At 70.1% G+C, this 24156-nt stretch carries 28 protein-coding genes; 11 read left to right on the forward strand and 17 right to left on the reverse strand.

All coding sequences use genetic code 11. The features are described 5' to 3' along the window. Positions 1-8 precede the first annotated feature (8 nt). The gene (locus AC07Q9_RS24370) at positions 9-1040 is read left to right on the forward strand and encodes a LacI family DNA-binding transcriptional regulator (protein ID WP_495312066.1); all 1032 of its coding nucleotides are present in this window, start codon (positions 9-11) and stop codon (positions 1038-1040) included. A gap of 97 nt (positions 1041-1137) precedes the next feature. Then, positions 1138-1704, forward strand: coding sequence for a thermonuclease family protein (locus AC07Q9_RS24375; protein ID WP_495312067.1), 567 nt, complete (start codon positions 1138-1140; stop codon positions 1702-1704). A 31-nt stretch (positions 1705-1735) separates the two neighbouring features. Here AC07Q9_RS24375 and AC07Q9_RS24380 read toward each other — a convergent pair whose 3' ends face one another. Beyond that, positions 1736-1987: a hypothetical protein gene (locus AC07Q9_RS24380; protein ID WP_495312068.1), complete on the reverse strand. Its 252-nt coding sequence runs from the start codon at positions 1985-1987 to the stop codon at positions 1736-1738. Between the two features lie 19 nt (positions 1988-2006). After that, positions 2007-3353 (reverse strand): NAD(P)/FAD-dependent oxidoreductase, encoded by a 1347-nt coding sequence (locus tag AC07Q9_RS24385; protein WP_495312069.1) that lies wholly within the window; start codon positions 3351-3353, stop codon positions 2007-2009. A gap of 149 nt (positions 3354-3502) precedes the next feature. On the opposite strand from AC07Q9_RS24385, the gene egtB reads away from it, so the two are divergent. Both egtB and egtD read left to right on the forward strand, forming a co-directional pair. Continuing rightward, on the forward strand, positions 3503-4768 hold the full coding sequence (gene egtB, locus AC07Q9_RS24390; RefSeq protein ID WP_495312070.1) for an ergothioneine biosynthesis protein EgtB: 1266 nt from the start codon (positions 3503-3505) through the stop codon (positions 4766-4768). A gap of 26 nt (positions 4769-4794) precedes the next feature. Beyond that, a complete protein-coding gene (egtD, locus tag AC07Q9_RS24395) occupies positions 4795-5793 on the forward strand; it encodes an L-histidine N(alpha)-methyltransferase (protein WP_095747679.1) in 999 nt (332 codons plus the stop codon). A 4-nt stretch (positions 5794-5797) separates the two neighbouring features. On the opposite strand, the gene AC07Q9_RS24400 is transcribed toward egtD, so the two are convergent. The 10 genes from AC07Q9_RS24400 to AC07Q9_RS24445 are packed head-to-tail and all read right to left on the reverse strand — an operon-like array spanning position 5798 to position 16604. Next, the gene (locus AC07Q9_RS24400) at positions 5798-7261 is read right to left on the reverse strand and encodes an NAD-dependent succinate-semialdehyde dehydrogenase (RefSeq protein ID WP_492727911.1); all 1464 of its coding nucleotides are present in this window, start codon (positions 7259-7261) and stop codon (positions 5798-5800) included. An 11-nt stretch (positions 7262-7272) separates the two neighbouring features. Further along, positions 7273-8544 (reverse strand): 4-aminobutyrate--2-oxoglutarate transaminase, encoded by a 1272-nt coding sequence (gene gabT, locus AC07Q9_RS24405; RefSeq protein ID WP_495312071.1) that lies wholly within the window; start codon positions 8542-8544, stop codon positions 7273-7275. Positions 8545-8581: 37 nt separating this feature from the next. After that, entirely contained in the window at positions 8582-9628 is a 1047-nt protein-coding gene (locus AC07Q9_RS24410; protein ID WP_354343694.1) for an ABC transporter permease, read from the reverse strand. Further along, complete coding sequence (locus AC07Q9_RS24415; RefSeq protein ID WP_495312072.1) at positions 9625-11133, reverse strand: sugar ABC transporter ATP-binding protein; 1509 nt, start codon at positions 11131-11133, stop codon at positions 9625-9627. The genes AC07Q9_RS24410 and AC07Q9_RS24415 overlap by 4 nt, the downstream gene beginning before the upstream one ends. Positions 11134-11140: 7 nt before the next feature. After that, positions 11141-12223: a TMAO reductase system periplasmic protein TorT gene (torT, locus tag AC07Q9_RS24420; protein ID WP_495312073.1), complete on the reverse strand. Its 1083-nt coding sequence runs from the start codon at positions 12221-12223 to the stop codon at positions 11141-11143. A 50-nt stretch (positions 12224-12273) separates the two neighbouring features. Continuing rightward, positions 12274-13251 carry a 5-oxoprolinase subunit C family protein gene (locus AC07Q9_RS24425; protein WP_495312074.1) on the reverse strand — a complete coding sequence of 326 codons (978 nt, stop codon included), beginning with the start codon at positions 13249-13251 and terminating at the stop codon, positions 12274-12276. After that, positions 13241-14140, reverse strand: a complete 900-nt coding sequence (locus tag AC07Q9_RS24430) for a 5-oxoprolinase subunit B family protein (protein WP_495312075.1) — start codon at positions 14138-14140, stop codon at positions 13241-13243. The genes AC07Q9_RS24425 and AC07Q9_RS24430 overlap by 11 nt, the downstream gene beginning before the upstream one ends. Continuing rightward, complete coding sequence (locus AC07Q9_RS24435; protein ID WP_495312076.1) at positions 14137-15531, reverse strand: acetyl-CoA carboxylase biotin carboxylase subunit; 1395 nt, start codon at positions 15529-15531, stop codon at positions 14137-14139. Before AC07Q9_RS24435 ends, AC07Q9_RS24430 begins: the two co-directional genes overlap by 4 nt. 11 nt (positions 15532-15542) lie before the next feature. Then, positions 15543-15791, reverse strand: coding sequence for an acetyl-CoA carboxylase (locus tag AC07Q9_RS24440; RefSeq protein ID WP_489058263.1), 249 nt, complete (start codon positions 15789-15791; stop codon positions 15543-15545). Between the two features lie 42 nt (positions 15792-15833). Further along, positions 15834-16604, reverse strand: a complete 771-nt coding sequence (locus tag AC07Q9_RS24445; RefSeq protein WP_495312077.1) for a 5-oxoprolinase subunit PxpA — start codon at positions 16602-16604, stop codon at positions 15834-15836. Between the two features lie 234 nt (positions 16605-16838). Here AC07Q9_RS24445 and AC07Q9_RS24450 point away from each other — a divergent pair, with 234 nt between their 5' ends. From AC07Q9_RS24450 to AC07Q9_RS24465, 4 genes are all read left to right on the forward strand, one after another. Then, positions 16839-17765, forward strand: a complete 927-nt coding sequence (locus AC07Q9_RS24450) for a LysR family transcriptional regulator (protein ID WP_070062541.1) — start codon at positions 16839-16841, stop codon at positions 17763-17765. Between the two features lie 139 nt (positions 17766-17904). Continuing rightward, positions 17905-18189 carry a DUF427 domain-containing protein gene (locus AC07Q9_RS24455; RefSeq protein WP_056579293.1) on the forward strand — a complete coding sequence of 95 codons (285 nt, stop codon included), beginning with the start codon at positions 17905-17907 and terminating at the stop codon, positions 18187-18189. Then, positions 18186-18935, forward strand: a complete 750-nt coding sequence (locus AC07Q9_RS24460; protein ID WP_070062542.1) for a 2OG-Fe dioxygenase family protein — start codon at positions 18186-18188, stop codon at positions 18933-18935. Before AC07Q9_RS24455 ends, AC07Q9_RS24460 begins: the two co-directional genes overlap by 4 nt. Before the next feature lie 130 nt (positions 18936-19065). Beyond that, positions 19066-19506: a universal stress protein gene (locus AC07Q9_RS24465; RefSeq protein ID WP_056579296.1), complete on the forward strand. Its 441-nt coding sequence runs from the start codon at positions 19066-19068 to the stop codon at positions 19504-19506. Here AC07Q9_RS24465 and AC07Q9_RS24470 read toward each other — a convergent pair. After that, complete coding sequence (locus AC07Q9_RS24470) at positions 19493-20164, reverse strand: RluA family pseudouridine synthase (protein ID WP_495312078.1); 672 nt, start codon at positions 20162-20164, stop codon at positions 19493-19495. The two genes, AC07Q9_RS24465 and AC07Q9_RS24470, sit on opposite strands and share 14 nt — an antisense overlap. 128 nt (positions 20165-20292) lie before the next feature. Here AC07Q9_RS24470 and AC07Q9_RS24475 point away from each other — a divergent pair, with 128 nt between their 5' ends. Continuing rightward, on the forward strand, positions 20293-21489 hold the full coding sequence (locus AC07Q9_RS24475; protein ID WP_495312128.1) for an MFS transporter: 1197 nt from the start codon (positions 20293-20295) through the stop codon (positions 21487-21489). A gap of 3 nt (positions 21490-21492) precedes the next feature. Here AC07Q9_RS24475 and AC07Q9_RS24480 read toward each other — a convergent pair whose 3' ends face one another. Genes AC07Q9_RS24480 through AC07Q9_RS24490 form a run of 3 tightly spaced genes read right to left on the reverse strand, consistent with a single transcriptional unit; the run spans position 21493 to position 22204 of the window. Further along, positions 21493-21777 carry a 2Fe-2S iron-sulfur cluster-binding protein gene (locus tag AC07Q9_RS24480; protein ID WP_354343678.1) on the reverse strand — a complete coding sequence of 95 codons (285 nt, stop codon included), beginning with the start codon at positions 21775-21777 and terminating at the stop codon, positions 21493-21495. Next, positions 21774-22061, reverse strand: coding sequence for a VF530 family protein (locus AC07Q9_RS24485; RefSeq protein WP_495312079.1), 288 nt, complete (start codon positions 22059-22061; stop codon positions 21774-21776). Before AC07Q9_RS24485 ends, AC07Q9_RS24480 begins: the two co-directional genes overlap by 4 nt. Further along, entirely contained in the window at positions 22058-22204 is a 147-nt protein-coding gene (locus AC07Q9_RS24490) for a hypothetical protein (RefSeq protein WP_167395057.1), read from the reverse strand. The genes AC07Q9_RS24485 and AC07Q9_RS24490 overlap by 4 nt, the downstream gene beginning before the upstream one ends. A gap of 86 nt (positions 22205-22290) precedes the next feature. On the opposite strand from AC07Q9_RS24490, the gene AC07Q9_RS24495 reads away from it, so the two are divergent. Next, entirely contained in the window at positions 22291-22809 is a 519-nt protein-coding gene (locus AC07Q9_RS24495) for a GNAT family N-acetyltransferase (protein ID WP_062477596.1), read from the forward strand. Positions 22810-22898: 89 nt separating this feature from the next. After that, entirely contained in the window at positions 22899-23816 is a 918-nt protein-coding gene (locus tag AC07Q9_RS24500) for a DUF808 domain-containing protein (protein ID WP_495312080.1), read from the forward strand. 26 nt (positions 23817-23842) lie between these two features. On the opposite strand, the gene AC07Q9_RS24505 is transcribed toward AC07Q9_RS24500, so the two are convergent. Further along, positions 23843-24058 (reverse strand): hypothetical protein, encoded by a 216-nt coding sequence (locus AC07Q9_RS24505; protein ID WP_095948954.1) that lies wholly within the window; start codon positions 24056-24058, stop codon positions 23843-23845. Positions 24059-24156: the final 98 nt, after the last annotated feature.

Genomic DNA, 24156 nt, shown 5'->3' on the forward strand with positions numbered 1-24156 from the left:
TTGCACCAATGAGCACCCATCCCCCTACCAGCCCCGTCACCATCCGCGACGTCGCCCGTGCCGCCGGGGTGCATGTGTCGACCGTGTCGCGCGCGCTGAGCCCCGAGAAGCGCTCGCTGATCAGCGACGAGGTGCTGCGCGTGGTCGAGGAGGCCGCGCAGCGGCTGGGCTACCGGCCCAACCGCGCGGCCTCGGCGCTGCGCACGGGCCGCACCCACACCATCGGCGTGCTGGTGCCCGACATCACCAACGCGGTGTTCCCGCCGATCCTGCAGGGCATCGAGGCCAGCGCGGCGGCGCGCGGCTACTTCGTGTTCGTCACCAACGTGGTCGACCCGGCGCTCGCGCGGCCGGTGCTCGAGCGCATGCTGGCGCAGCGCGTGGACGGCGTGATCCTGGCCACCGCCACGCGCGACGACCCGCTGGTCGACTTCGTCGCCAAGGCCGGCATGACCGCGGTGCTGGTCAACCGCGCCGACGAAACCGGCCGCCTGCCCGCCGTGGTGAGCGACGACCGGCTGGCGATGAAGCTCGCGGTCGACCACCTCGTGGGCCTGGGCCACAAGCGCATCGCGCACCTGGCGGGGCCGCAGACCATCCCCACCGGCGTGGGCCGCCTGCTGGGCGTGGAGCAGGCGCTGCGCGACCACCGCATGAAGCCGGCCCGCATCGTCGAATGCACGAGCTACAGCCGCGAGGCGGGCGCGGTCGCGATGAAGCAGATGCTCGCGGCCGGCGCCGCGCCGCAGGCCGTGGTCTGCTGCAACGACCTCGTGGCACTGGGCGCCTACGACGCGCTGCGCGAGGCCGGCCTGCGCGTGCCGAAGGACATCTCCATCACCGGCCACAACGACATGCCGCTGGTCGACATGGTCGATCCGCCGCTCACCACCATCCGCCTGCCGCACCGCGAACTCGGCTGGCGTGCGGCCGAGATGCTGTTCGAGGAGATCGACGGGCAGGCGCTGTCGGCCTCCACCGTGGTGCTGCGCCCGGAACTGGTGGTGCGCAAGTCGACGGGCGCGCCGGCTGCGCGCTGAAGCGAAGACGAAAACAAATGCATCCGAAGGGCGGCGCGTTCACTTCGCGCCGAGAATCGTCGGCCATTCCCGGCCCCGTGTTCCGTTCCCTTTCCGCATGCGCTTTCGTCCCGTCTTCCTGCTTCTTTCCCTCGGCCTTTCCCTCCCGCTGCTGACCCACGCCGCGTCGCCGCGCACCTGCCTCGTCGTGGGCGTGAGCGACGGCGACACGCTCACCGCGCGCTGCGGTCGCAGCGGCGCCTACGAGCAGGTCAAGGTGCGCATCGCCGCCATCGACGCGCCCGAGAAAGCGCAGCCCTACGGCCAGCGCAGCCGCCAGGCACTGAGCCGCCTGTGCTACGCCGAGAAGGCCGTCATCACCGAGCGCGACACCGACCGCTACGGCCGCACCGTGGCCGACGTGCGCTGCAACGGCGAAGACGTCGGCCGCCGCATGGTGGCCGAGGGCTGGGCCTGGGTGTACGACTACCACGGCATCGCGAAGAAGCGCGGGGGCGACCTGTTCCGGCTCGAGGCCACGGCGCGCGCGCAACACCTGGGCCTGTGGGCCGACACGGCGCCCACGCCGCCATGGGACTGGCGGCGCGAACGGCGGGAGCAGCCGCGCCATGGTGGCGGTGGTTCGCAGCCGTGGGGCGACGTGCGCTTCGAACCCTTGTCATGAGCGCCTGACGGCGCCTCGCGACTTCAATGGGTCAGCAGTGGCCCGAGTACCAGCAGCGCACCTCGGGCATGAGCAGGCCCCAGACGAAGCTGATCGCGCACACGATCAGCATCAGCAGCGCGAACATGCGCAGGCCCTCGGCGCCCCAGCGTGGCGCGAAGATGCTCACGAGAAAGCCCGAGAGGAATGTGCCTTCGAGCCAGGCCGCGCCGCCCCAGCGCAGGATCCAGAGCCAGAACAGCGCATCGAGCGCATGAAAGACAACCCACCAGAGCAACGTCATCGCGCGGCGTGGGAAGTGCTTACGACTCGCTGCGGCCTTGCACGTCGGCCACCACGCGCGCGTTGCGCTGGAAGCTCCAGTAGGCGCTGGCCCAGTCCCACATCACGACCACGCGGTTGCGGAAGCCGATGAGGAAGTACGCGTGCGCGAACAGCCAGAACAGCCACGCGGGCCGGCCGCTGAAGCGCAGCGGGCCGAAGGGCGTGCCCAGGTCGACCACCGCCGAGTTGCGGCCGATGGTGGCCAGATTGCCGTAGTCGGCGTAGCGGAACGGCACCGTGGACTGGCCCGCCAGGCGGCGCAGGATGTTCGCCGCCGCCGCGCGGCCGGCCTGCTTGGCGCCGGGCGACACGCCGGGCACCGGCTTGGGCGGCTTGCCGGGCGCGTGGCTCATGGCCGCGGCCAGGTCGCCCACCACGCTGATCTCGGGGTGGCCTGCCAGGCTCAGGTCGGGCTCGACCTTGATGCGGCCCGCGCGGTCGCACTCGACGCCCGTGGCGCTGCCGAGCAGCCGGCCCAGCGGCGAGGCCGCGACACCGGCCGCCCACACCACGCAGCTGCTGGGAATGCGGTAGCTCTGCAGCGGCGCGCCGTCGGGGCCGCCGCCGGTCTGCACTTCGAGGCCGGCGTTGTCGATGGCGGTGACGCGCGCGTTCAGCCGCACCTCCACGCCGAGCCGCTCCAGTTGCTCGAGCGCCTTCTGGCTCAGGCTTTCGGGCATGGCCTGCAGCACGCGCGGGCCGCCCTCGACCAGCAGCACCTGCGCGCTGCCGGGGTCGATGCGGCGGAACTCGCCGGCGAGCGTGTGCTTGGCGATCTCGGCCAGCGTGCCGGCCATCTCGACGCCGGTCGGCCCGGCGCCGATCACCACGAAGGTGAGCAGCGCGCGGCGGCGCTCGGGGTCGGCGGTGGTCTCGGCCGTCTCGAAGGACATCAGCACGCGGCGGCGGATCTCGAAGGCGTCGGCCAGCGTCTTCAGGCCCGGCGCGGCGGGCGCCCACTCGTCGTGCCCGAAATAGCTGTGCGTGGCGCCGGCCGCCACGATCAGGTGGTCGTAGGCCACCTGGCTGCCATCGGCGAGCTGCACCGTGCGCGCGGCCGGGTCGATGCCCGTCACCTCGGCCAGCAGCGTGGTCACGTTGGCCTGCTTGCGGAACAGGGCGCGCACCGGTGCCGCGATCGACGGCGCCGCGAGCCCGGCGGTCGCCACCTGGTAGAGCAGGGGCTGGAACAGGTGGTGGTTGGTCTTGTCGATCACCGTCACATCGACGTCGGCCCGCTGCAGCTTGCGCGCTGCCTCGAGTCCGCCGAAACCGCAGCCGATGATGACAACGTGGGGCCTGGCCGAAGGAGAGGGGGTTTGCATCGCCCGAATCATACGCAGCGGCCCGCGGCGTTCCGGGGCCGCTTGCGCGCAGGACGGGCTCCCGTGGCGGCGCGGCGGCGGCGTCTTGTCCTACGTGCCTTTGTCGCCGGTATGGGCTAAAACTTCCGGCTCACCCGACTGGAGACACCATGACGTTTTCCCGGCCGATCGCCCCCGTGGCGAGCGCCTTGCGCGAGCAATTTCGCATGGTGCGCGCCGCCAGCGTGGCGCTGGCCGCGCCGCTGTCCGCCGAGGACCAGTGCATCCAGTCGATGCCCGACGCCAGCCCGACCAAGTGGCACCTGGCGCACACGACGTGGTTCTTCGAGACCGTGCTGCTGCAGCCGCATGCGGCGGGGTGCCGACCCTTCGATGCGCGTTTTCATTACCTCTTCAACTCCTACTACGAGGCGCTCGGGCCGCGCCACCCACGGCCGCAGCGCGGGCTGCTCACGCGGCCGTCGCTGGACGAGGTGCACGCCTACCGCCGCCATGTCGACGAGGCGGTGCTCGCGCTGCTTGCGGCGCCGGAGGCGCTCGACTGGGCGGCCATCGAGGCCATCGTCGCGCTGGGGCTGAACCACGAGCAGCAGCACCAGGAGCTGCTGCTCACCGACATCCTGCATGCGCTGTCGTGCAACCCGCTGCTGCCGGCGTACAAGCCCGCGAGCGGCCCCGCGCGGCGGCTGGCCGCCGTGCCGGCCGAGGTGCGTTGGCTGGAACAGCCGGGCGGCACGGTCGAGGTCGGGCATGCGGGCGAGGGCTTCTGCTTCGACAACGAGACGCCGCGCCACGCCGCCTTGCTGCGCCCCTACGCCATCGCCGACCGGCTGGTGAACTGCGGCGACTACGCGCAGTTCATCGCCGACGGCGGCTACCGCCGGCCCGAGCTGTGGCTGTCCGACGGCTGGGCCACGGTGCAGGCCCAAGGCTGGCGCCACCCCGCCTACTGGCTCGAGGCCGACGACCCGCGCATCGCCACCCTCGGCGCGGGCGGCGGCCCTGCCGCGCCCGGCGGCTGGCAAGTGTTCGGCCTGCACGGCGTGCGGCCGATGGAGGCCGACGCGCCCGTGTCCCAGCTGAGCTTCTACGAGGCCGCCGCGTACGCCGAATGGGCCGGCGCACGGCTGCCCACCGAGTTCGAATGGGAGGCCGCCTTCGACGCGCCCGGCATCGCGCAGATGAGCGGCCATGTCTGGCAATGGACGCGTTCCTCGTACGACCCGTACCCGGGCTTTCGTCCGCTGCCCGGCATCGCGGCCGAATACAACGGCAAGTTCATGGTGGGCCAGCTGGTGCTGCGCGGCGGCAGCGTGGCCACGCCGGCCGGCCACACGCGGTCGAGCTACCGCAATTTCTTTCCGCCGGCGGCACGCTGGCAGTTCTCGGGGCTGCGGCTCGCGAAAGACCTTTGACCGACACCTCGATGGAGCCGAGCACCATGCGCAATCCGACCGCCCCGTTCGCCCTCGCCAGCCACCTGCAGCGACAGGAAGCGGCGACCCCGCCCGACACCGCCCCGTGGTCCGAGTTCGGCCGCGCCATGCAGGCCGGCCTGGCACGCACGCCGCGCCACATCTCGCCCAAGTTCTTCTACGACGTGGCCGGCTCGCAGCTGTTCGACCGCATCTGCGAGCTGCCCGAGTACTACCCCACGCGCACCGAGCTGGGCATCCTGGGCGCCTGCGCCGGCGAGATCGCCGCGCAGATCGGGCCGAACGCCGAGATCGTCGAGTTCGGCGCCGGCTCGCTCACCAAGGTGCGGCTGCTGCTCGATGCGCTCGAATCACCCAAGCGCTATCTGCCGATCGACATCTCGGGCGAGCACCTCGAAGCCGCGGCGGCGCGCCTGAAGGCCGACTACCCGGCGCTCGCGGTGCAGCCCATCGCGGCCGACTACACCATGCCGCTCGTGCTGCCCGCGCCCCTGGCCGGGGCGGGGCGGCGCGTGGGCTTCTTCCCCGGCTCGACCATCGGCAACTTCGAGCCCGACGAGGCGCTGGCGTTTTTGCAGCTCGCGGCGCGCATGCTGCGCGGCGGCGGCCTGCTCATCGGCGTCGACCTGGTGAAAGACCCCGACCGGCTGCACGCGGCCTACAACGACGCGCAGGGCGTGACGGCGGCGTTCAACCTCAACCTGCTGCGGCGCGCGAACGCCGAGCTGTCGGCCGACTTCGACCTCGACGGCTTCTCGCACGCGGCCTTCTACAACGCACCGATGCGCCGCATCGAGATGCACCTCGTGAGCCGGCGCGCGCAGAGCGTGCAGCTGCGTGGCGAGCGCTTCTCGTTCGAGGAAGGCGAGACCCTGCACACCGAGTACTCGCACAAGTTCACCGTCGAGGGCCTGCAGGCCCTGGCGGTGCGCGCGGGCTTCCGCGTCGGGGCGGTGTGGACCGACCCCGAGCGGCTGTTCAGCGTGCACTGGCTGCTGAGCTGACGCGCTAGCTGTCCAGCCCCGCCAGGCAGACGTACTTCACTTCGAGGAAGTCGTCGAGCCCGTACTTCGAGCCCTCGCGCCCCAGCCCCGACTGCTTGACGCCGCCGAAGGGCGCCTCGGCCGTCGACACCAGCCCGGTGTTCACGCCCACGATGCCCGATTCGAGCGCCTCGGCCACGCGCATGATGCGGCCGATGTCGCGGCTGTAGAAGTACGCGGCCAGGCCGAACTCGGTGTCGTTGGCCGCGGCGATGGCCTCGGCCTCGGTATCGAACGCGAAGATCGGCGCCAGCGGGCCGAAGGTTTCCTCGCGCGCGAACAGCATGTCGGGCGTGGCGCCGCCGATCACGGTCGGCTCGTAGAACAGGCCGCCCAATGCATGGCGCTTGCCGCCCGCGAGCACGGTGCCGCCCTTGGCGACGGCGTCGGCCACGTGCTCCTCGATCTTCTCGACCGCCTTGGCGTCGATCAGCGGGCCCTGGTTCACGCCGGCCTCGGTGCCGTTGCCGACCTTCAGCGCGTTGACCTTGGCCACCAGCTTCTGCGTGAAGGCCTCGAGCACGCCGCGCTGCACGTACAAGCGGTTGGCGCACACGCAGGTCTGGCCGGTGTTGCGGTACTTGGAGACCATCGCGCCTTCGACGGCGGCATCCACATCGGCATCGTCGAACACGATGAAGGGCGCGTTGCCGCCGAGTTCGAGCGACAGCTTCTTGATGGTGTCGGCCGACTGCTTCATGAGCGTGCGGCCCACCTCGGTCGAGCCGGTGAAGGTGAGCTTGCGCACGATGGGGCTGCGCGTCATCTCGCCGCCGATCTGGCTGGCCGAGCCGGTGAGCACCGACAGCAGGCCCTTGGGCACGCCCGCGCGTTCGGCCAGCACGGCAAAGGCCAGCGCCGAGAACGGCGTCTGCGTGGCCGGCTTCACGACCATGGCGCAGCCGGCCGCGAGCGCGGGCCCGGCCTTGCGTGTGAGCATGGCGGTGGGAAAGTTCCAGGGCGTGATGGCGGCGGTGACGCCCACGGGCTGCTTCAGCGCCAGGATGCGGCGGTCGGCCTGCGGCGCGGGAATGGTGTCGCCGTACACGCGGCGCGCTTCTTCGGCGAACCACTCGATGAACGAGGCGGCGTAGGCGATCTCGCCGCGGCTCTCGGCCAGGGGCTTGCCCTGCTCGGTGGTCATGATCAGCGCGAGGTCGTCCACGTTCGCGAGCATCAGGTCGTTGAGCTTGCGCAGGATGGCCGAGCGTTCCTTGGCGGGCACCCTGGCCCAGGCCTTCTGCGCCTTCTCGGCGGCGGCGATGGCGCGCACGGTTTCCTCGGTGCCGCACATCGGCACGGTGCCGATCTGCTCGCCGGTGGCGGGGTTGGTGACGGCGACGGTGGTGCCGTTGTCGGCATTCACCCAGGCGCCGGCGATGCAGGCCTGCTGGCGCAGCAGGGTCGGGTCTTGGAGCTTCAATGGCATGGAATGTTGTCTCAGGCTTGCAGCACGGCGGCGAGGATGTCGAGGCCTTCGCCGAGCACCGCGTCTTCGATGGTCAGGGGGAACAGGAAGCGGACCACATTGGCGTGCACGCCGCAAGTCAGCAGCAGCAAACCCGCGTCGCGCGCTCGGGTTTGCACCTGCTTCGTGAACTCGGGGTCGGGCGCGCCGTCGGCACCGGCGAACTCGACTGCCACCATCGCGCCCAGGCCGCGCACGTCCGCGATCTGCGGCACCTTGGCGCGCAGCCCTTCGAGGCGCGCCTTGAGCCGGTCGCCCAGTATCTGCGCGCGCTCGCACAGGCGTTCGGCCTCGATCACGTCGAGCACCGCATGCGCCGCCGCAATGGCCAGCGCGTTGGCGGCGTAGGTGCCGCCGAGGCCGCCGGGCGCGGGCGCGTCCATGATCTCGGCGCGGCCGCACACGGCCGACAGCGGCGTGCCGCCGGCCAGGCTCTTGGCCATCGTCATGAGGTCGGGCACCACGTCGTGGTGGTCCATGGCGAACCACTTGCCGGTGCGCGCGAAGCCGGTCTGGATCTCGTCGGCGATCAGCAGGATGCCGTGGCGGTCGCAGATCTCGCGCAGCGCGCGCATGAAGGCGGGCGGCGCGGCGTAGAAGCCGCCTTCGCCCTGCACCGGCTCCAGGATGATGGCCGCCACCTGCTCGGGCTCGATGTCGGCCTTGAACAGCTTGTCGATGGCGCGCAGCGAGTCGTCCACCGACACGCCGTGCAGCGCGATCGGCGCGGGCACATGGAAGATGCTGCCGGGAAAGGGCCCGAAGCCGGTCTTGTACGGCACCACCTTGCCCGTGAGCGCCATGCCCATGAAGGTGCGGCCGTGAAAGCCGCCGCCCAGCGCGATCACGCCGGGCCGGCGCGTGGCGGCGCGCGCGATCTTGATGGCGTTCTCGACCGCCTCGGCGCCGGTGGTGAAGAAGGCGGTCTTCTTGGCGTGGGTGCCGGGCGTGAGGCGGTTCAGGCGCTCGGCCAGCGACACCACGCTTTCGTACGGCACCACCTGGTAGGCCGTGTGGGTGAAGCACTCGAGCTGCGCGCGAATGGCCTCGACCACGCGCGGATGCCGGTGGCCGGTGTTGAGCACCGCGATGCCCGAGCCGAAGTCGATGTAGCGCCGGCCTTCGACGTCCCAAAGCTCGGCGTTCAGCGCGCGCTCTGCATAGATGGGGAAGCCGATGCCGACGCCGCGCGGCGTGGCAGCGATGCGGCGCGCGTCGATGGCGGCGTTGGTCTTGGTTGTCATGCGAGACTCCTTCGTTGCTTGTGTTGGGGTGTGAAGCTCAGTGGCTGCCCGGCGCCACCATGCGATGGCGGATCTGGTCGGCGACCACGGCCACGATCAGCAGCGCGCCCAGCACCACCATCTGCAGGTACGAGCCCACGCTGGCCAGGTTCATGCCGTTCTGCACCAGGCCGATGAAGATCGCGCCCATCACCACGTTGGGCACGCGGCCGATGCCGCCGCGCAGGCTCACGCCGGCGATCACGCAGGCCGCAATCGATTCGAGCGCCACGGTGCCGCCGAGGTTGGCCTCGCCGGTTTCCACGCGTGCCGTGAGCAGCAGGCCGCTCACGGCCGCCAGGCCCGCGCACAGCAGGTAGGCCATGAGCAGCACGCGGCGCGTGTCGATGCCCGACAGCGCTGCGGCCTTGGCGTTGCCGCCCACCGCGAGCAGGTGCGTGCCGGTCGGCAGGCGGCCCATGAGCAGGCCCATGCCGGCCACGCACACGGCCGTCACGAGGATCGGCACCGGCACGCCGAGCACGGTGCCGAAGCCGAACAGCTCGCTGAACTGCGCCGGCATGCCCGACACCGGCACGCCGCCCGTGAGGAACAGCGCAAAGCCGAAGCCGATCGACTGCACGCCCAGCGTCACGATGAAGGGCGACACGCCGATCACCGCCACGCCGAAGCCGTTGATGAGGCCCACCACCAGCCCGGCGAGCATCCCGCAGGCGCAGCCCACGAGCACCACCATCCAGGCCGCGTCGGGAAAGGCCGCGCCCAGCGCCTGCATGGCAAGCGCCGAGACCACCGAGGTGATCGCCATCACCGTGCCCACCGAGAGGTCGAAGCCGCCGGTGACCAGCGCCAGCATCTGGCCCAGCGACACGAGGATCAGGTAGACCGACTGGCGCAGCAGGTTCACCAGGTTCTGCACCGTGAGGAACTGGTCGGACAGCGTGGCGAACACCACGCAGGCGATCACCAGCATGAAGGGCAGCACGCCCAGGCGCAGGAAGAGGCTGCGCAGCAGGCCGAGGGCGCGCCCGGCCAGGCCGGGCGTGGGAGCCGCCGGGGCGGCGGTGAGGGAAGGCGAAGTCATGAGGAGGGGTTCTCGCTGGGGCCGAAAAACAGGTTGAGCACGGCGGTTTCCTGGATGGCGTCGCCGTGCAGCTCGCCGGTGATCTCGCCGCGGCACATCACGTACACGCGATGGCTCAGGTGCAGCACCTCGGGCAGGTCGGACGAGATCACGACCACCGCCGCGCCGCCTTCGCAGAGCTTGCGGATCACCTCGTACAGCGCGCTGCGGGTGCCGACGTCGACGCCGACCGTGGGCTCGTCGAACACGTAGAGCGCGGCGTCGCGCGTCATGCCCTTGCCGAACAGCACCTTCTGCTGGTTGCCGCCCGAGAGCAGCCCCACGGGCCGTTCGAGGTTGCGCGGCGCGAGTTCGACGCGCTCGGCGGCCGTCGTCGAAAGCCGGCGCCCGAGGCGCTTGCGCAGCCAGCCGCCGCGCCCGCGCAGCGGCCCGTGCACGAGGGGCAAGGTGATGTTGGCGCGCGACGTGAAGCCGAGCACCAGCCCTTCGCCCTTGCGGTCGGGCGGCAGGTAGAACAGGCCCTCGTCGAGCAGCTGGCGCACCGTCGCGCCGGTGCGTGGCCGGCCCTTGAACAGCACGCGGCCTTCGCTCACGGGGTCGAGCCCGTAGATCGCACGGAACAGCTCCGACTTGCCGCAGCCGACCAATCCGGCCAGCCCGACCACTTCGCCGCGCCGCACCGTGAGGCTGGCATGGCGCACGCCGTTGGGCGAAGCCAGTCCTTCGACCTGCAGCACCACCTCGCCGGGGGTGGCCGTGATGCGCGGGTAGATGTTGTCGATGGCGCGCCCGCTCATCAGCTCGATGAGCCGGTCGGCGCTCGTGGCGTTCGCTTCCACGGTCGTGACCTTGCGCCCGTCGCGCAGCACCGTGATGCGGTCGGCGATCTGTGCGATCTCCTGCATGCGGTGCGAGATGTAGACGATGCCCACGCCGCGCGCCTTCAGCCGCGCCACCAGTTCGAACAGGCGCTGCGTCTCGGTGTCGGTGAGCGAGGCCGTGGGCTCGTCGAGGATCAGCACCGACACCTCGCCGCGCAGGCCCTTGGCGATCTCCACCATCTGCTGCTGCGCGCGCGTGAGGCCCGCCACCGGCGCGTCGACGTCGATCTCGAAGCCCAGGTCGGCCAGCATCGTGCGGGCGCGTTCGCGCACCGCCGCGCGGTCGAGCAGGCCGCGCTGGCACGGCTCTCCGCCCAGGCTCAGGTTCTGCGCCACCGACAGCGTGGGGATCAGCGAGAACTCCTGGAACACCGCGCTGATGCCGTGGCGCCGCGCGTCGTGCACGTTGGCGAACTTCACCGGCGCGCCGTGCATCCGGATCTCGCCCGCGGTCGGCACGTTGGCACCGGCCAGCAGCGAGATCAGCGTCGACTTGCCGGCGCCGTTCTCGCCGAACAGCACGTGCACCTCGCCGGCGCGCAGCTCGAAGTCCATCGCATCGAGCGCGAGCACGCCGGGGTAGCGTTTGCCCAGGCCGAGGGTCTGCAGCAGCACGGGAGCCATGGCCGGCTTACTTGACCTCGAACACCGGCTTGAAGCCGGTCGGCGGCAGGATGTCGGCCTGCTTCACGCTCTTGATGTTGCCGGCGTCGACCACGAAGATCTTCGGGCCGACGTGCTTCACCACGTCCTTGTTCTCGAGCAGGCGCACGGCCTGGTCGACCGCGATGCGGCCCTGGATCACCATCGAGTCGGCCGGCGCGGCCACGATGCGGCCCTTCTGGATGCCTTCGTACACGCCCGGCGTCATGTAGAACGAGAGCACCTGCACCTTCTTGTCGAGGTTGCGTGCGCGCAGGATGCCGGTGGCGGCCTCGGCCGTGACGGCCGTGCCGGCCACGTAGGCCAGGTCGGGGTTGCCCTGCAGCACGTCTTCGACCAGCTTGGCCTGCGCTTCCTTGCCGGTGTCGCCGTACTTGGGGTCGAGCACCGTCACGGCGCTGCCCTTGATCGCTTCCATGAAGCCCTTGTGCGCGGCCTCGACCCAGCCCGCGCCGGCCGGGCCGGGGAACCAGCCGACCTTCACGGGCGGCGAGCCGGCCGGGTGCTTCTTGGCGAGGTACTCGCCAGTCGAGTGGCCCATCGTGTAGAACGACACCAGCGACTTGGCCGACAGGTCGGGCGAGCTGATGCCGTTGACCAGGTCGATCACCGGCACCTTCTTGGCGGCCGTGGCCTTGATGACGTTGTTCAGCCCATCGCCCGAGATCGCGCCGATGACCACCGCGTTGGCGCCGCGCGCCACGCAGTCCTCGATCTGCGAGACCTGCTTGCTCAGGTTGGTGTAGCCGCCCGCGTCGACCACCTGCAGCTTCACGCCCAGGCGGCGCGCCTCTTCGATCACGCCGTAGTCCACGCCGAGCCAGTAGGCGTCCTTCATGTGCGGGAACGACACGCAGATGTCCCACTTCTTCGACGCCTTGGCCAGCGGCGTGTAGTCGATGGGTTTCTTCGTGCCTTCGGCCGAGAAGGCGGGCTCGGTGGCCTCGGCCTTGTAGGGGAACCAGTCGGCGGCCGAGGCTGGGGCGTGCCACGCCAGGGCGGCGGCGAGCGAAGCGGCGATCAATGAAACGCGCAGGGGCGAGCTGTTCATGAAGAACTCCTTGGGTGACAGCGGTGAAGAAAAGGGGGAGGGGGAACGCGTCAGGCCGCGAGTGCGGCCCGCAGGCGGTCGAGCCGTCGTCGGCGTTCGGCGCGGGCGTCGAGCGCCTGCGCCATGTCGACCTCGACGAAGCGCGCCTTGTGGTTGGGCTGCATCTGGGCGATGAGGTCCATGTCGGCGCTGATGACCGTGCCGACCATGGCGTAGCCGCCGCCCGACACCGCGTCGCGGTGCAGGATGATCGGCTCGCGCCCGCCCGGCACCTGGATGGAGCCGTAGGGGTAGCCCGCATCGACGATGTTCGACGGGTCGTCGCCCGCGCCGAAGGGCGGCGTGCGGTCCTGGAACTTCAGCGGCGTGCCGTGCTTGTAGCGGTAGCCGATGCGGTCGGCCTCGGAGCCCACGGTCCAGGTGTCGGCGAAGAAGCTGTGCACCGACACCTCCTGCAGGCGATGGAAGTAGATGCCCGGCAGCACGCGCAGGGCCACTTCTTTTTCGAGCACCGGCAGCAGCGCGGCATCGACCGTGCGGCCTGCGCGGGTTTTGGCCGAAGGCGTGCCCACGGGCAGCTTGTCGCCGGCCAGCAGCTTGCGGCCGTTGAAGCCGCCGAACGCACCCAGGCCGTAGGTCGAGCGGCTGCCCAGCACCACCGGCACGTCGATGCCGCCGGCCACGGCGATGCACATGCGCGCGCCGAGCTTCATGAAGTCGAAGCTCAGCTTGTCGCCGGCCTGCACCGTGAAGGATTCATTGCGCGGCATCTCGTTGCCGTTGAGCTTGACCTTCGCGTCGGCGCCGGTCACGGCCACCAGCGCGGGGGCGTCGAACTGAAGCTCGGGCCCGAGCAGCGTGCTTTCGATGACGGCCGCGCCCTCGTCGTTGCCCACCAGCAGGTTCGCGAGCACCAGGCTTTGCTGGTCGAGCGCGCCCGACAGCGGAATGCCCAGGTGGTAGTAGCCGGGGCGGCCGGCGTCCTGCACGCTGGTCGCGAGGCCGGGCTTGAGCACGTCAATCGCCATGGAGCACCTTCAGCAGTTGTTGGTTGTAGCCGTCGGGGTCGGCCAGGAACTCGTTGAGGGAGAACGACACCGGCGCGATGCGCAGCGCATAGGTGCCGGCCTCGACCTGCGCGACCTGGCGGTCGTACTCGGCGCGGTCGATGGGCTTCCACTTGACGATGTCGCCGGGCTGGAAGAACACCATCAGGTCCTTGAGGTACGACAGCCGCTGCGCCGGGTCGAAGATCGGCGCGGGCGTGACGCCGAACATCTGGTAGCCGCCCGCGCCGCGCACCGAGTAGATGCAGCTGAAGCAGCCGCCGTGGCCCAGCGTGAGCTTGGGCGTGTCGGTGCGCGGGCTCAGGTACTTGGGCACCTGGATCTGGCGCTGGCGCTCGACCATCTGGAACAGGAAGGGCAGGCCGGCCACGAAGCCGACCATCGACACGAACCACGGTGCCGACGAGTGCGCCTCGATGAAGGCCTTGACCGAGGCGTGGCCGTTGATGCGTGCGGCGTACTCGATGTCGGTGCTCGACGGGTCCTGGTGGCGCTCGCGAAAACGCATCAGCGTTTCGTGCGTCCACGGGTCGTTGTAGAGCACGGGAATCTCGACGATGCGCGTCTGCATCTGCAGGTCGGCATCGCCCAGGCCCGCTTCGATCTCCTTGAGCGTGGCGAGCAGCGTGTCGGGGGCGATCGCATCGGGGTCGAAGCGCACGAGGTAGGCGGCGTTGGCCGGGCAGATCTCGGTCACGCCCGGCAGGGCGCGGCGGCGCAGCGCGTTGCAGATGGCCATGCCCTTGAAGAAGGCGGGCAGCGACATCTCTTCGCTGATCTCGACGAACAGGTGCTCGTCGCCGCCGAAGCTGTAGCGGGCTTGCGCAGGGAGGGTGCTTGCAGCGGTCATGCGGCCACCTTCAACAGAGGAGGCGCGTCGGCGAGTGGATTCGCGGCGAGCCAGGTTTCGAGAAATCCCGTGTGGAACGCGGCCTTCGCCACATCAGCGTCCTCGCACAGCGCGCGGTGCAGCGGGATCGTCGTGTGGATGCCTTCGACTTGCAACTCGTCGAGCGCACGCCGCATGCGGGCCAGCGCGCTGGCGCGGTCGGTGTCGTGCACGATGAGCTTGCCGAGCAGCGAGTCGTAGTAGGCCGGCACGGTGTAGCCGGGGAACAGGAAGGTGTCGAAGCGCACACCCGGGCCGCCCGGCACCACGAGCTGCGACACGAGGCCGGGGCTCGGCATGAAGTTCTTCGCCGCGTTCTCGGCGTTGATGCGCACCTCGATGGCCGCGCCGTTCAGGCGGATGTCTTCCTGCTGCAGGCGCAGCGGCTGGCCCAGCGCGATGCGCAGCATTTCCTTCACGAGGTCGACGCCGGTGACCATCTCGGTGATCGGGTGCTCGACCTGGATGCGCGTGTTCATCTCGATGAAGAAGAACTCGCGCGTGTCATCGTCGTACAAATACTCGAGCGTGCCCGCGCCACGGTAGGCCACGGCGCGTGCGAGCCGCAGTGCCGATTCGCACAGCGCGGCGCGCGTGGCCTCGCTGATGGCGGCCGAGGGCGCTTCTTCCCACACCTTCTGGCGACGCCGTTGCAGCGAGCATTCGCGCTCGAAGCAGTGCACCACGCGCTCGCCGTCGCCCAGGATCTGCACCTCGATGTGGCGCGCCTGGCGGATGAAGCGTTCGAGGTACACCTCGCCGTTGCCGAAGGCCGCCTGCGCTTCGGCGGTGGCGGTGGCGAACTGCTGGCGCAGCTCGGCCTCGTCGTGCGCCACGCGGATGCCGCGCCCGCCACCGCCGGCCGAGGCCTTGATCATGATCGGGTAGCCGATGTCCTTCGCGACTTCGACGGCGGTGTCGGGGTCGGTCACCACGCCTGCGCTGCCGGGCACGGTGGGCACGCCGGCGCGCAGGGCGGCGGCGCGCGCCGCGGCCTTGTCGCCCATGGTGCGGATCGCATGTGGCGTCGGGCCCACGAATACCAGGCCCGCGGCCTCGACGCGCTCGGCGAACGCGGCGTTCTCCGAAAGAAAACCGTAGCCCGGATGCACCGCGCCGGCGCCGCTGTCGGCGGCGGCCTGCAGGATCGCGTCGATGCTCAGGTAGCTCTTGGTGGCGTGCGCCGGGCCGATGCGCACGGCCTTGTCAGCCATGCGCACCGCGAGGCTCTGCGCGTCGGCGTCGCTGTAGACCGCGACGGTCTTCAGCCCCAGTTCTTTCGCGGCGCGGATGATGCGCACCGCGATCTCGCCCCGGTTGGCGACCATCAGTGTGTCGAATGCGGCGGTCATGGGCGGTTGCCTCAGGCCGTTTCGATGACGGCCAGCAGCTGGCCCGGATCGACCGGCTCGCCGTTCTCGACGGCGAAGCGCGCCAGGCGCCCGGCCGCGTCGGCCGTGACTTCGCTGAACTGCTTCATCACCTCGACCAGGCCGAGCACGTCGCCCACGGCCACGGTGTCGCCTTCGGCCTTGAACGGCGGCGCGTCGGGCGCCGAGCGGCGGTAGAAGGTGCCCGGCAGCGGGCTCAGGACGTCATGGGTAGCGGGCATCGGTGCACTCCTGGAACAAGATCAGAAACAAGAAAAAAACGCTCAGGCCGCCAGGCCCGCAACTTCGATGCCGTGGTCGGCCAGCGCGCGGCGCGTGGCCTGCACCAGCGCGAGCGCGCCGGGCGTGTCGCTGTGGATGCAGACCGAGTCGAAGCCGATCGCAATGTCTTCTCCTTCGACCGTGCGCACCACGCCCTCGGTGCAGGCGCGCAGCACCTTGGCGGCCACGGCCTCGGGGTCGAGCGCGCCGACACGGCGCGTGAAGACGATGGAGCCGCTCAGGTCGTAGTCGCGGTCGGCATAGAACTCGCGCACCACCGGCTGGCCCAGCTCGCGTGCCACCTGGAAGGTGACCGACGATTCCATGCAGAACAGGCGCAGCGTGGGTTCGATCTGCTGCAGCGCGGTGATGAGGGCGCGCGACAGCGCCTCGTCGCGCGCCGCATGCATGTACAGCGCGCCGTGCGGCTTGATGTGCTGCAGCGTCATGCCGGCCAGGCGCGCGAACTCGCGCAGCGCGCCGAGCTGGTAGACCATGTCGTTCACCAGCTCGTCGGCCGGCGCGGTGATGTGGCGGCGCCCGAAGCCCACGAGGTCGCGAAAGCCCGGGTGCGCGCCGATGCCCACGCCGTGTTCGCGGGCCAGCAGCACCATCCTGCGCATGATGTTCGGGTCGCCGGCATGGAAGCCGGTCGCGATGTTGGCCGAGCTGATCAGCGGCATGAGCTGCTCGTCGACGCCGTCGCCGATGGTCCAGGGGCCGAAGCCTTCGCCCATGTCGGAATTCAGATCGATCCGCGTTGTCTTCGTCACGTCGTCCCGCCTTTGTGTGGTGCGCATCGCCAAGGGGGCGGTGCAGGTTGGCGCGAAGGTTAGCCAGCAGTCGAAAGGCCGAAAAGCATTGTTTTCAGGCGGCCCGATATCTGAAAAACAGATGCTGCAAGCGGTTGGATTGGGCGCTACGCTGGAGGGAAGCGATCGCGCGGTATCGGGTTTTCGCCCGAGGCGGGCAGCGCGTATCCGTAAATACCCTAGGAAGACGGCGCCATGTCCCTGACCCTTCGCCAGCTCAAGTACTTCTCGGCGGTGGCCGAGGTGGGGCGCATCTCGCACGCGGCGCTGCAACTGAACATCTCGCAGTCGGCCGTGACCACCGCCATCCGCGAGCTCGAGGAGCTGATGGGGCAGCAGCTCTTCGAGCGGCATCCGCACGGCGTGGAACTCACCAAGGCCGGGCGCCGCTTTCTGAGCCACGCCTACGCGGTGCTGTCGGCGGCCGACGAAGCGGTGCGCATGCCGCACGAAGGCGAGAACGTCGAGGGCTCGCTCACCATCGCGGCCAGCTACACGGTGCTGGGCTACTTCCTGCCGCACCACCTGCAGCGCTTCGAGCAGCTGCACCCGCAGGTGACGGTGAAGGTGCACGAGGTGGCGCGCGAGGCCATCGAGGAGGGCCTGATCACACAGCGCTACGACATCGGCGTGGTGCTCACCTCGAACGTGGTGCTGCGCGAGCTGTCGCTCGAAACCTTCTTCGGTTCGCAGCGCCGGCTGTGGGTGCCGGCCAAGCACCCGCTGCTGGACAAGGCCGAGGTGACACTGGCCGACGTGGCGGCCGAGCCCTACATCATGCTCACCGTGGACGAGGCCGCGGCCACCGCGCTCAAGTACTGGAGCAAGACGCCGCACCAGCCGCAGATCCGGCTGCGCACGAGTTCGGTGGAGGCGGTGCGCAGCACGGTGGCCAACGGGTTGGGCGTGACGGTGCTGTCGGACATGGTCTACCGCCCGTGGTCGCTGGAAGGCAAGCGCATCGAGACCATCAACCTGCGCGACGCGGTGCCCACGATGAACATCGGCCTGGGGTGGAAACAGGGCGTGGAGTTTTCGCCGGCGATGACCGCGTTCCGCAATTATTTCCGGCAGCTGTTTCTCGAGCCGGCGTCGGGGCGCACGGGGCGCGGTCGCGGCTGAGGTTGCGGGGGAAACCCTGCCGGCATCGGGCCGGGATGACCCGGCGCAAGGAAAGCACGTCGCGCCAGCGTCACAATAGCCGCTGTCCCGAGCGCGCAATGCGGCATCGGCACCTTGCACCTCCCCGGAGATCGATCCCATGAAAGCAACCTGGAACGGCGTCACCATCGCCGAAAGCGACGACACCGTGCTCGTCGAAGGCAACCACTACTTCCCGATGAGTTCGCTCAACCGCGACGTGGTCACCTTCAGCAACCACAAGACCACCTGCCCGTGGAAGGGCTCGGCGAACTACTACTCGCTGCTGGTCAACGGCGAGCTCCACGCCGACGCCGCCTGGTACTACCCCGACCCGAAGCCCGAAGCCGAGGAAATCCGTGACCGCGTCGCGTTCTGGAAGGACGTGAAGGTCAGCGCCCAGTGAGCACCGCCGCCTTCGCTCCCCCGTTCACGCCGCCGGCCGAACTGGCCGGTGCGCTGCGCGAGCACGGCTATGCGGTGCTCAGCCCGCAGGGCGTGTGCGACTGGCTCGGCGTGCCGTTGGCGCAGCTCGAGGCGCTGCACGCCGACTGGAACGACCTGCCGCCCGACGAATACCTGAAGGACGGCGGGCGCTACCGCACGCGGCGCCACGCCTGCTTCACGGTCGAGGCCGACGCCACGCTGGCGCAGGTGCCGCACCGCGCGCACTGGCAGCCGGTGGAATACAACGCGCTGCACGGCGGCATGCAGCGCTGGTTCGCGCCGATGCTCGACGCCACGGTGGCGCAGCCCGTGTGGCAGCGGCTGATGCAGCAGCTGGGCCAGGTCAGCAGCGACATGCGCGGCGCACCGCAGCGCTGGTTCGTGGAAGCGCACCAGTTCCGCATCGACACCGCCGGCGGCATCGGCCGCCCGACGCCCGAAGGCGCGCACCGCGACGGTGTCGACCTGGTGGCGGTGGTGCTGATCGGGCGCCAGGGCATCAAGGGCGGCGAGACGCGCGTGTTCGAGGCCAACGGCCGGCGCGGCGAGCGCTTCACCATGACCGAACCGTGGACGCTGCTGCTGCTGGACGACGCGCGCGTGATCCACGAATCGACGCCGATCCAGCCGCTGGAAGAGGGCGGCGATGGGTGGCGCGACACGCTCGTCGTCACCTGCCGGTCTGAGGGTTTCCAGGGGGATTGAGACGCCTGCGGACTTCGCTGGTCGGAGTCCTACAGGGCGGGTTCTGTATAGCGGTTAAATTCGGGGCCCGACCCGGTGCGAACCGGGTCCGTCAGTCTGTCTGTCTGCGAACGCTAAGCGAGGTCCCGCCATGTTCAATCACATCCTGGTCCCCATCGACGGCTCCGAAACTTCCATGCTCGCGGTCAGCAAGGCCAGCGGTCTCGCCCTGGCCTTCGGCAGCCGCATCACGCTGATCCACGTGATCGACAACTACCCCTTCATCGGCGTGGGCGCGGACTATGCGCTCGGCCAGAACGAATACCTCGCGGCGGCCACCGCCAGCGCCAACGCGGCGCTCGCACGCGGCGTGGCCGCCCTGGCGGCCGAAGGCCTGCACAGCGACCAGCGCGTGATCGACGGCCACGTGGTGCACGAAGGCATCGTGGACACCGCCATCGCCATCGCGGCCGACCTGATCGTGATGGGCTCGCACGGCCGCAGCGGCATCGAGAAACTGCTGCTGGGCAGCGTGACGCAGCGCGTGCTGCAGGACGCCACCATGCCGGTGCTCGTCGTCAAGGGCCGCTGAGCACGAAGCCCGCCGCAGATTCGAAGTGCAACGGCTCCCGCGTCGCGGGATGCACGAACCCCAACTCCCTGGCATGCAGCAGCAGGCGCGGTGCGCGTGCCTGCAGCGCGGCGTCGCCGTACAGCGCGTCGCCCAAAATCGGGTGCCCGATCGACAGCAGGTGAACGCGCAGCTGGTGTGAACGGCCGGTGAGCGGCTCCAGCAGCACGTGCGTGGCCGCCGGGCCGCCGGGCGGCGACACACTGGCCAGTGCGCGCCAGCGCGTGAGGCTGGGCTTGCCGGCCGGGTCGATCTTCTGCAGCGGCCGGCGCGGCCAGTCGGCCATCAGCGGGGCGTCGATGAGCGACCAGTCATCGCGCTGCGGCATCACGCCGTCGACCACGGCTTCGTAGCGCTTGTGCACCTCGCGGTCGGCGAAGGCCGCGCTCAGGACGCGCTGCATCTCCAGGCCGCGCGCCATCACCACGAGGCCGCTGGTGCCCATGTCGAGCCGGTGCACGATGAGCGCGTCGGGCCACTGGCGCTGGGCGCGTGCGCTCAGGCAGTCCTGCTTGTCCTCGCCGCGCCCGGGCACGCACAGCAGGCCGGCGGGCTTGTCGAGCACCAGCAGGTGGGCGTCTTCGTGAATGGGGAGCAGGTCGGGCGGCGAAGCGGTCATGGGGACAGCGAGTGTAGAGAGGCTCAGAAAGCCGGAAGAAGGCTGGGCTATCCTCGACCGATATGCCCGGTGCCGCTTCTTCTCCCTTGTCTCCCACGTTCACCGACCTGAGGCGCGAGCGCCCCTTCATGCAGCTGTGGGTGGCGCGCCTCTTCGGCACCGCCGCCTCGCAGATGATGCTCGTGGCCATCGGCTGGCACATGTACGAGCTGACCGGCAGCGCATGGGACCTGGGCCTGGTCGGGCTGTACCAGTTCGTGCCCGCGCTGCTGCTGGCGCTGCTGGCCGGTCATGTGGTGGACCGCCATCACCGGGGCCGCATCGTGGCGGTGTGCTTCGCGGTGCAGGGCACGGTGGCGCTGGCGCTGCTCTTCGCCGTGCTGCACAAGAACGACACGCGCGGGCTGCTGCTCGGGCTGTCGCTGGTGCTGGGCGCGGTGCGCGCCTTCCAGATGCCGGCACAGCAGGCGCTCACGCCGCTCTTGGTACCGCCGCTGCTGCTGTCGCGGGCGATGGCGTTCAGCTCGGCCGGCATGCAGGGCGCGATCATCGGCGGGCCCGCGCTCGGCGGGCTGCTGTTCGTGGCGGGCATGGCGGTGGTCTACGGCGCGAGCGTGCTGTGCTTCGCGGTGGCCTGCGTGCTGGTGCTGCGGCTGCGCTACGACCACGCGCCGGCCGCGCGCGAGCCGGTCACGCTGGCCACGGTGTTCGCGGGCGTCAATTTCATCTGGAAGCGCAAGCCGGTGCTGGGCGCGGTGTCGCTCGACCTGTTCGCGGTGCTGCTGGGCGGCGCGGTGGCGCTGCTGCCGATCTATGCCAAGGACATCCTGCACACTGGCCCCTGGGGCCTGGGCCTGCTGCGCAGCGCACCGGCGGTGGGCGCGCTGGTGATGTCGATTGCGCTCACGCGCCGGCCGGTCGAGCGCAACGTGGGGCGCACGCTGCTGCTGGCGGTGGGGGCGTTCGGGCTGTGCATGGTGGTGTTCGGGCTGTCGAAGAGCTTTCTCGTCTCGCTCGTCGCGCTCGCGGTATCGGGCGGAGCCGACATGGTCAACGTCGTGATCCGCCAGACGCTGGTGCAGCTGGAAACGCCCGACGCCATGCGCGGGCGGGTGAGCGCGGTCAACTCGATCTTCATCGGCGCGAGCAACCAGCTCGGCGAGTTCGAATCGGGCGCCACCGCGGCGCTGCTGGGGCCGGTCGGCTCGGTGGTGCTCGGCGGCGTGGGAACGATGCTGGTGGCGCTGACGTGGTTCCGCCTGTTCCCGTCGCTCGCGCAGCGCGACCGGCTGGGGGTCGCGGCGCCGGCGTCGGCGCGGTCCTGATCGTCAGTCGAAGAGGGCGCGGGCCTGCGGCGCGTCGAGCGTGAGGTCGCTCTGCGCCACGGCCACGCAGGGAAGAATCCAGCCGTCGATCTTTTCGTCGAAGCTCAGGCCCGGCCATTCGATGAGATGGCGGCTCTCGCCGGAGAGCCGCTGGCAGATGCAGGTGCGGCAGGTGCCGTTGCGGCACGAACTGGGCAGCTCGATGCCGGCCGCCTCCGCCGCATGCAGCAGCGTGACGCCCGCCTCGGCCTCGAATTCGAGGCCCGACGGTTCGAGACGGACCTTCATTGCGCGGGAGGTTCTTGCTGCTGTTGCTGTTCGCGGCGTTGCTCGCGCAGCATGAAGAGGTACAGGCTCTCGACCTTGTCGCGCGCCCAGGGCGTCTTGCGAAGGAACTTGAGGCTGGAACCCACGCTGGGCTCGCTGATGAAGCAGCGGATCGGCACCAGGTGCCCCAGCTGCTCCCAGCCGTAGTAGTCGGCCAGCGCAGTCACGATGGCCTCCAGCGTGAGGCCATGCAACGGGTTGCGCGGCTGCGCCGGCTTGGGGGCGGGCGCGGGGACGTCGGTCACTTGTTCTTGAGCTTGCCGCGCGGAATCACTGCCGTGGTGACAGTGCGCACGGGCTCGATGCCGCCGGTGGGTGCCTTCGGCGGCGAGGTGTCCTTCTTCGGTTTCTTCGCTTCCTTGTTGGTGCGTTGCTGACCCTTGGCCATGTGCTTTCTCCAGTTGATACGTGCGGATGCGGGAGGAGTTTAGCGGTGCGGCGACAATAGCCGGTTCCACACGTTTTTCCGCTTTCATGTCCGATTACGAAGTTCGCCCCGCCACGATGCGCGACGCCAAGGCCGTCGCCGAAGTCCATGCCCTCTCTGCCAAGGCCGCCTACGAAGGCATCCTGTCCGAAGACGACCTGCGCGTGCTGGCCCCCGCCTCGCGCGAGGCCAAGTGGCGCGAGGCCATCGAGTTCAGCGAACCCCAGGTCCATGTGGTGACGCACGGCAGCGAGATCGTCGGTTTCGTGGGCTTCGACCGCTCGCGCGACCCCAAGACGCCGCCCACCACGGGCGAGATCTGGGCCATCTACGTCAAGCCCGAGCACTGGGGCAAGGGCGCCGGCGTGGCCCTGTGGGACGCCGCCCGCGAAGGCCTGGCCGAAGAAGGCTGCACCACGGTCACCATCTGGGTGCCGCTGCGCAACGACCGCGCCATGCGCTTCCACGAACTCGCCGGCTTCAAGCGCGAGATGAAGACCGCCAAGACCACCGCCCTGGGCACGGTGCGCGTCGAAGAGATCCGCCTGAAGCGGGCGGTGGACTGATCCACCCCCGGATGCCGCGTACGGTCTTCACCGGCGCGGCCATCGGCTGCGGATAAGCTCGCCGCTTCTTCCACAGCCCGACTTCGCCCATGGCCACCAGCCTGCTCCTGCTGCTCGACGACATCGCCACCGTGCTCGATGACGTCGCCGTCCTCACCAAGCTTGCTGCCAAGAAGACCGCCGGGGTGCTCGGCGACGACCTGGCGCTGAACGCGCAGCAGGTCACCGGCGTGCGCACCGAGCGCGAGCTGCCGGTGGTGTGGGCCGTGTGCAAGGGCTCCCTCGTCAACAAGGCCATCCTGGTGCCGGCCGCACTGGCCATCGGCACCTGGCTGCCCTGGCTGGTGACGCCGCTGCTCATGGTGGGCGGCGCGTTCCTGTGCTTCGAGGGCGCCGAGAAGCTGGCCCACAAGTTCCTGCATAAGCAGGAGCACGAGGCCGATACCGCGCGCCATCAGCAGGCGGTGGCCGACACCACGGTCGACGTGGTCGCGGTCGAGAAGGACAAGATCAAGGGCGCGGTGCGCACCGACTTCATCCTCTCCGCCGAAATCATCGCCATCACGCTGGGCACCGTGCAGGGCCAGCCGTTCACGACGCAGCTCAGCGTGCTGGTCGGCATCGCGCTGATCATGACGGTGGGCGTCTACGGCCTCGTGGCCGGCATCGTGAAGCTCGACGACGCGGGCCTGTACCTGAGCCAGCGCAGCAGCGCGGCGGCGCGCGCCCTGGGCCGCGGCATCCTGGCGGCGGCGCCGTGGCTCATGAAGGGCCTGTCGGTGGCCGGTACGGCCGCCATGTTCCTCGTGGGCGGCGGCATCCTGGTGCACGGCGTGCCGGCATTCGGCCATGCGGTCGAGGACTGGGCCAAGGCCACGGGCGGCGTGTTCGGCACGCTGGGCTCGATGGGCGTCAATGCCGTCGTGGGCCTCGTGGCCGGCGCCGTCGTGCTGGCCGTGGTGGAACTCGTCGGCAAGCTGCGCGGCAAGAAGGCGGCGGCGCACTGAGCGCCTGTTGACCTTGCGGCCGGGCCTCAGCGGTCCGGCTTGCCGCGCTGGAACAGGCCCACGCCGACCAGCGCCACCCCCAGCGCGAGCGCGAACCAGCCGACGAGGTACGCGCCGGCCACCATGTCGAACCAGCGCGTGCCCTGCAGGAAGCGCGGCCCCAGCAGCACGGCGACGCCGATCAGAAGGCAGAGGATGCCGCGCTCGATGGTGCGCAGCTGTCGTTGGGGGCGTCGGGCCATGGGGGTCTTTGCAAGGGAAAACGGAAGCGGCCATTGTCCCGCGCCGCGCGGGGAGGCCGGTGGCCGCCTGAAAACGTCGCGTGCGCGCATCGGTCGGC

Source organism: Variovorax sp. GW821-FHT09A10, from assembly GCF_059418385.1.

Excerpts from the sequence above, each read along its gene's own strand:
- AC07Q9_RS24370 (WP_495312066.1), top strand. The coding sequence starts at position 9 with ATGAGCACCCATCCCCCTACCAGCCCCGTCACCATCCGCGACGTCGCC.
- AC07Q9_RS24375 (WP_495312067.1), top strand. The coding sequence starts at position 1,138 with ATGCGCTTTCGTCCCGTCTTCCTGCTTCTTTCCCTCGGCCTTTCCCTC.
- AC07Q9_RS24380 (WP_495312068.1), bottom strand. The coding sequence starts at position 1,987 with ATGACGTTGCTCTGGTGGGTTGTCTTTCATGCGCTCGATGCGCTGTTC.
- AC07Q9_RS24385 (WP_495312069.1), bottom strand. The coding sequence starts at position 3,353 with ATGCAAACCCCCTCTCCTTCGGCCAGGCCCCACGTTGTCATCATCGGC.
- egtB (WP_495312070.1), top strand. The coding sequence starts at position 3,503 with ATGACGTTTTCCCGGCCGATCGCCCCCGTGGCGAGCGCCTTGCGCGAG.
- egtD (WP_095747679.1), top strand. The coding sequence starts at position 4,795 with ATGCGCAATCCGACCGCCCCGTTCGCCCTCGCCAGCCACCTGCAGCGA.
- AC07Q9_RS24400 (WP_492727911.1), bottom strand. The coding sequence starts at position 7,261 with ATGCCATTGAAGCTCCAAGACCCGACCCTGCTGCGCCAGCAGGCCTGC.
- gabT (WP_495312071.1), bottom strand. The coding sequence starts at position 8,544 with ATGACAACCAAGACCAACGCCGCCATCGACGCGCGCCGCATCGCTGCC.
- AC07Q9_RS24410 (WP_354343694.1), bottom strand. The coding sequence starts at position 9,628 with ATGACTTCGCCTTCCCTCACCGCCGCCCCGGCGGCTCCCACGCCCGGC.
- AC07Q9_RS24415 (WP_495312072.1), bottom strand. The coding sequence starts at position 11,133 with ATGGCTCCCGTGCTGCTGCAGACCCTCGGCCTGGGCAAACGCTACCCC.
- torT (WP_495312073.1), bottom strand. The coding sequence starts at position 12,223 with ATGAACAGCTCGCCCCTGCGCGTTTCATTGATCGCCGCTTCGCTCGCC.
- AC07Q9_RS24425 (WP_495312074.1), bottom strand. The coding sequence starts at position 13,251 with ATGGCGATTGACGTGCTCAAGCCCGGCCTCGCGACCAGCGTGCAGGAC.
- AC07Q9_RS24430 (WP_495312075.1), bottom strand. The coding sequence starts at position 14,140 with ATGACCGCTGCAAGCACCCTCCCTGCGCAAGCCCGCTACAGCTTCGGC.
- AC07Q9_RS24435 (WP_495312076.1), bottom strand. The coding sequence starts at position 15,531 with ATGACCGCCGCATTCGACACACTGATGGTCGCCAACCGGGGCGAGATC.
- AC07Q9_RS24440 (WP_489058263.1), bottom strand. The coding sequence starts at position 15,791 with ATGCCCGCTACCCATGACGTCCTGAGCCCGCTGCCGGGCACCTTCTAC.
- AC07Q9_RS24450 (WP_070062541.1), top strand. The coding sequence starts at position 16,839 with ATGTCCCTGACCCTTCGCCAGCTCAAGTACTTCTCGGCGGTGGCCGAG.
- AC07Q9_RS24455 (WP_056579293.1), top strand. The coding sequence starts at position 17,905 with ATGAAAGCAACCTGGAACGGCGTCACCATCGCCGAAAGCGACGACACC.
- AC07Q9_RS24465 (WP_056579296.1), top strand. The coding sequence starts at position 19,066 with ATGTTCAATCACATCCTGGTCCCCATCGACGGCTCCGAAACTTCCATG.
- AC07Q9_RS24470 (WP_495312078.1), bottom strand. The coding sequence starts at position 20,164 with ATGACCGCTTCGCCGCCCGACCTGCTCCCCATTCACGAAGACGCCCAC.
- AC07Q9_RS24475 (WP_495312128.1), top strand. The coding sequence starts at position 20,293 with ATGCAGCTGTGGGTGGCGCGCCTCTTCGGCACCGCCGCCTCGCAGATG.
- AC07Q9_RS24480 (WP_354343678.1), bottom strand. The coding sequence starts at position 21,777 with ATGAAGGTCCGTCTCGAACCGTCGGGCCTCGAATTCGAGGCCGAGGCG.
- AC07Q9_RS24490 (WP_167395057.1), bottom strand. The coding sequence starts at position 22,204 with ATGGCCAAGGGTCAGCAACGCACCAACAAGGAAGCGAAGAAACCGAAG.
- AC07Q9_RS24495 (WP_062477596.1), top strand. The coding sequence starts at position 22,291 with ATGTCCGATTACGAAGTTCGCCCCGCCACGATGCGCGACGCCAAGGCC.
- AC07Q9_RS24500 (WP_495312080.1), top strand. The coding sequence starts at position 22,899 with ATGGCCACCAGCCTGCTCCTGCTGCTCGACGACATCGCCACCGTGCTC.
- AC07Q9_RS24505 (WP_095948954.1), bottom strand. The coding sequence starts at position 24,058 with ATGGCCCGACGCCCCCAACGACAGCTGCGCACCATCGAGCGCGGCATC.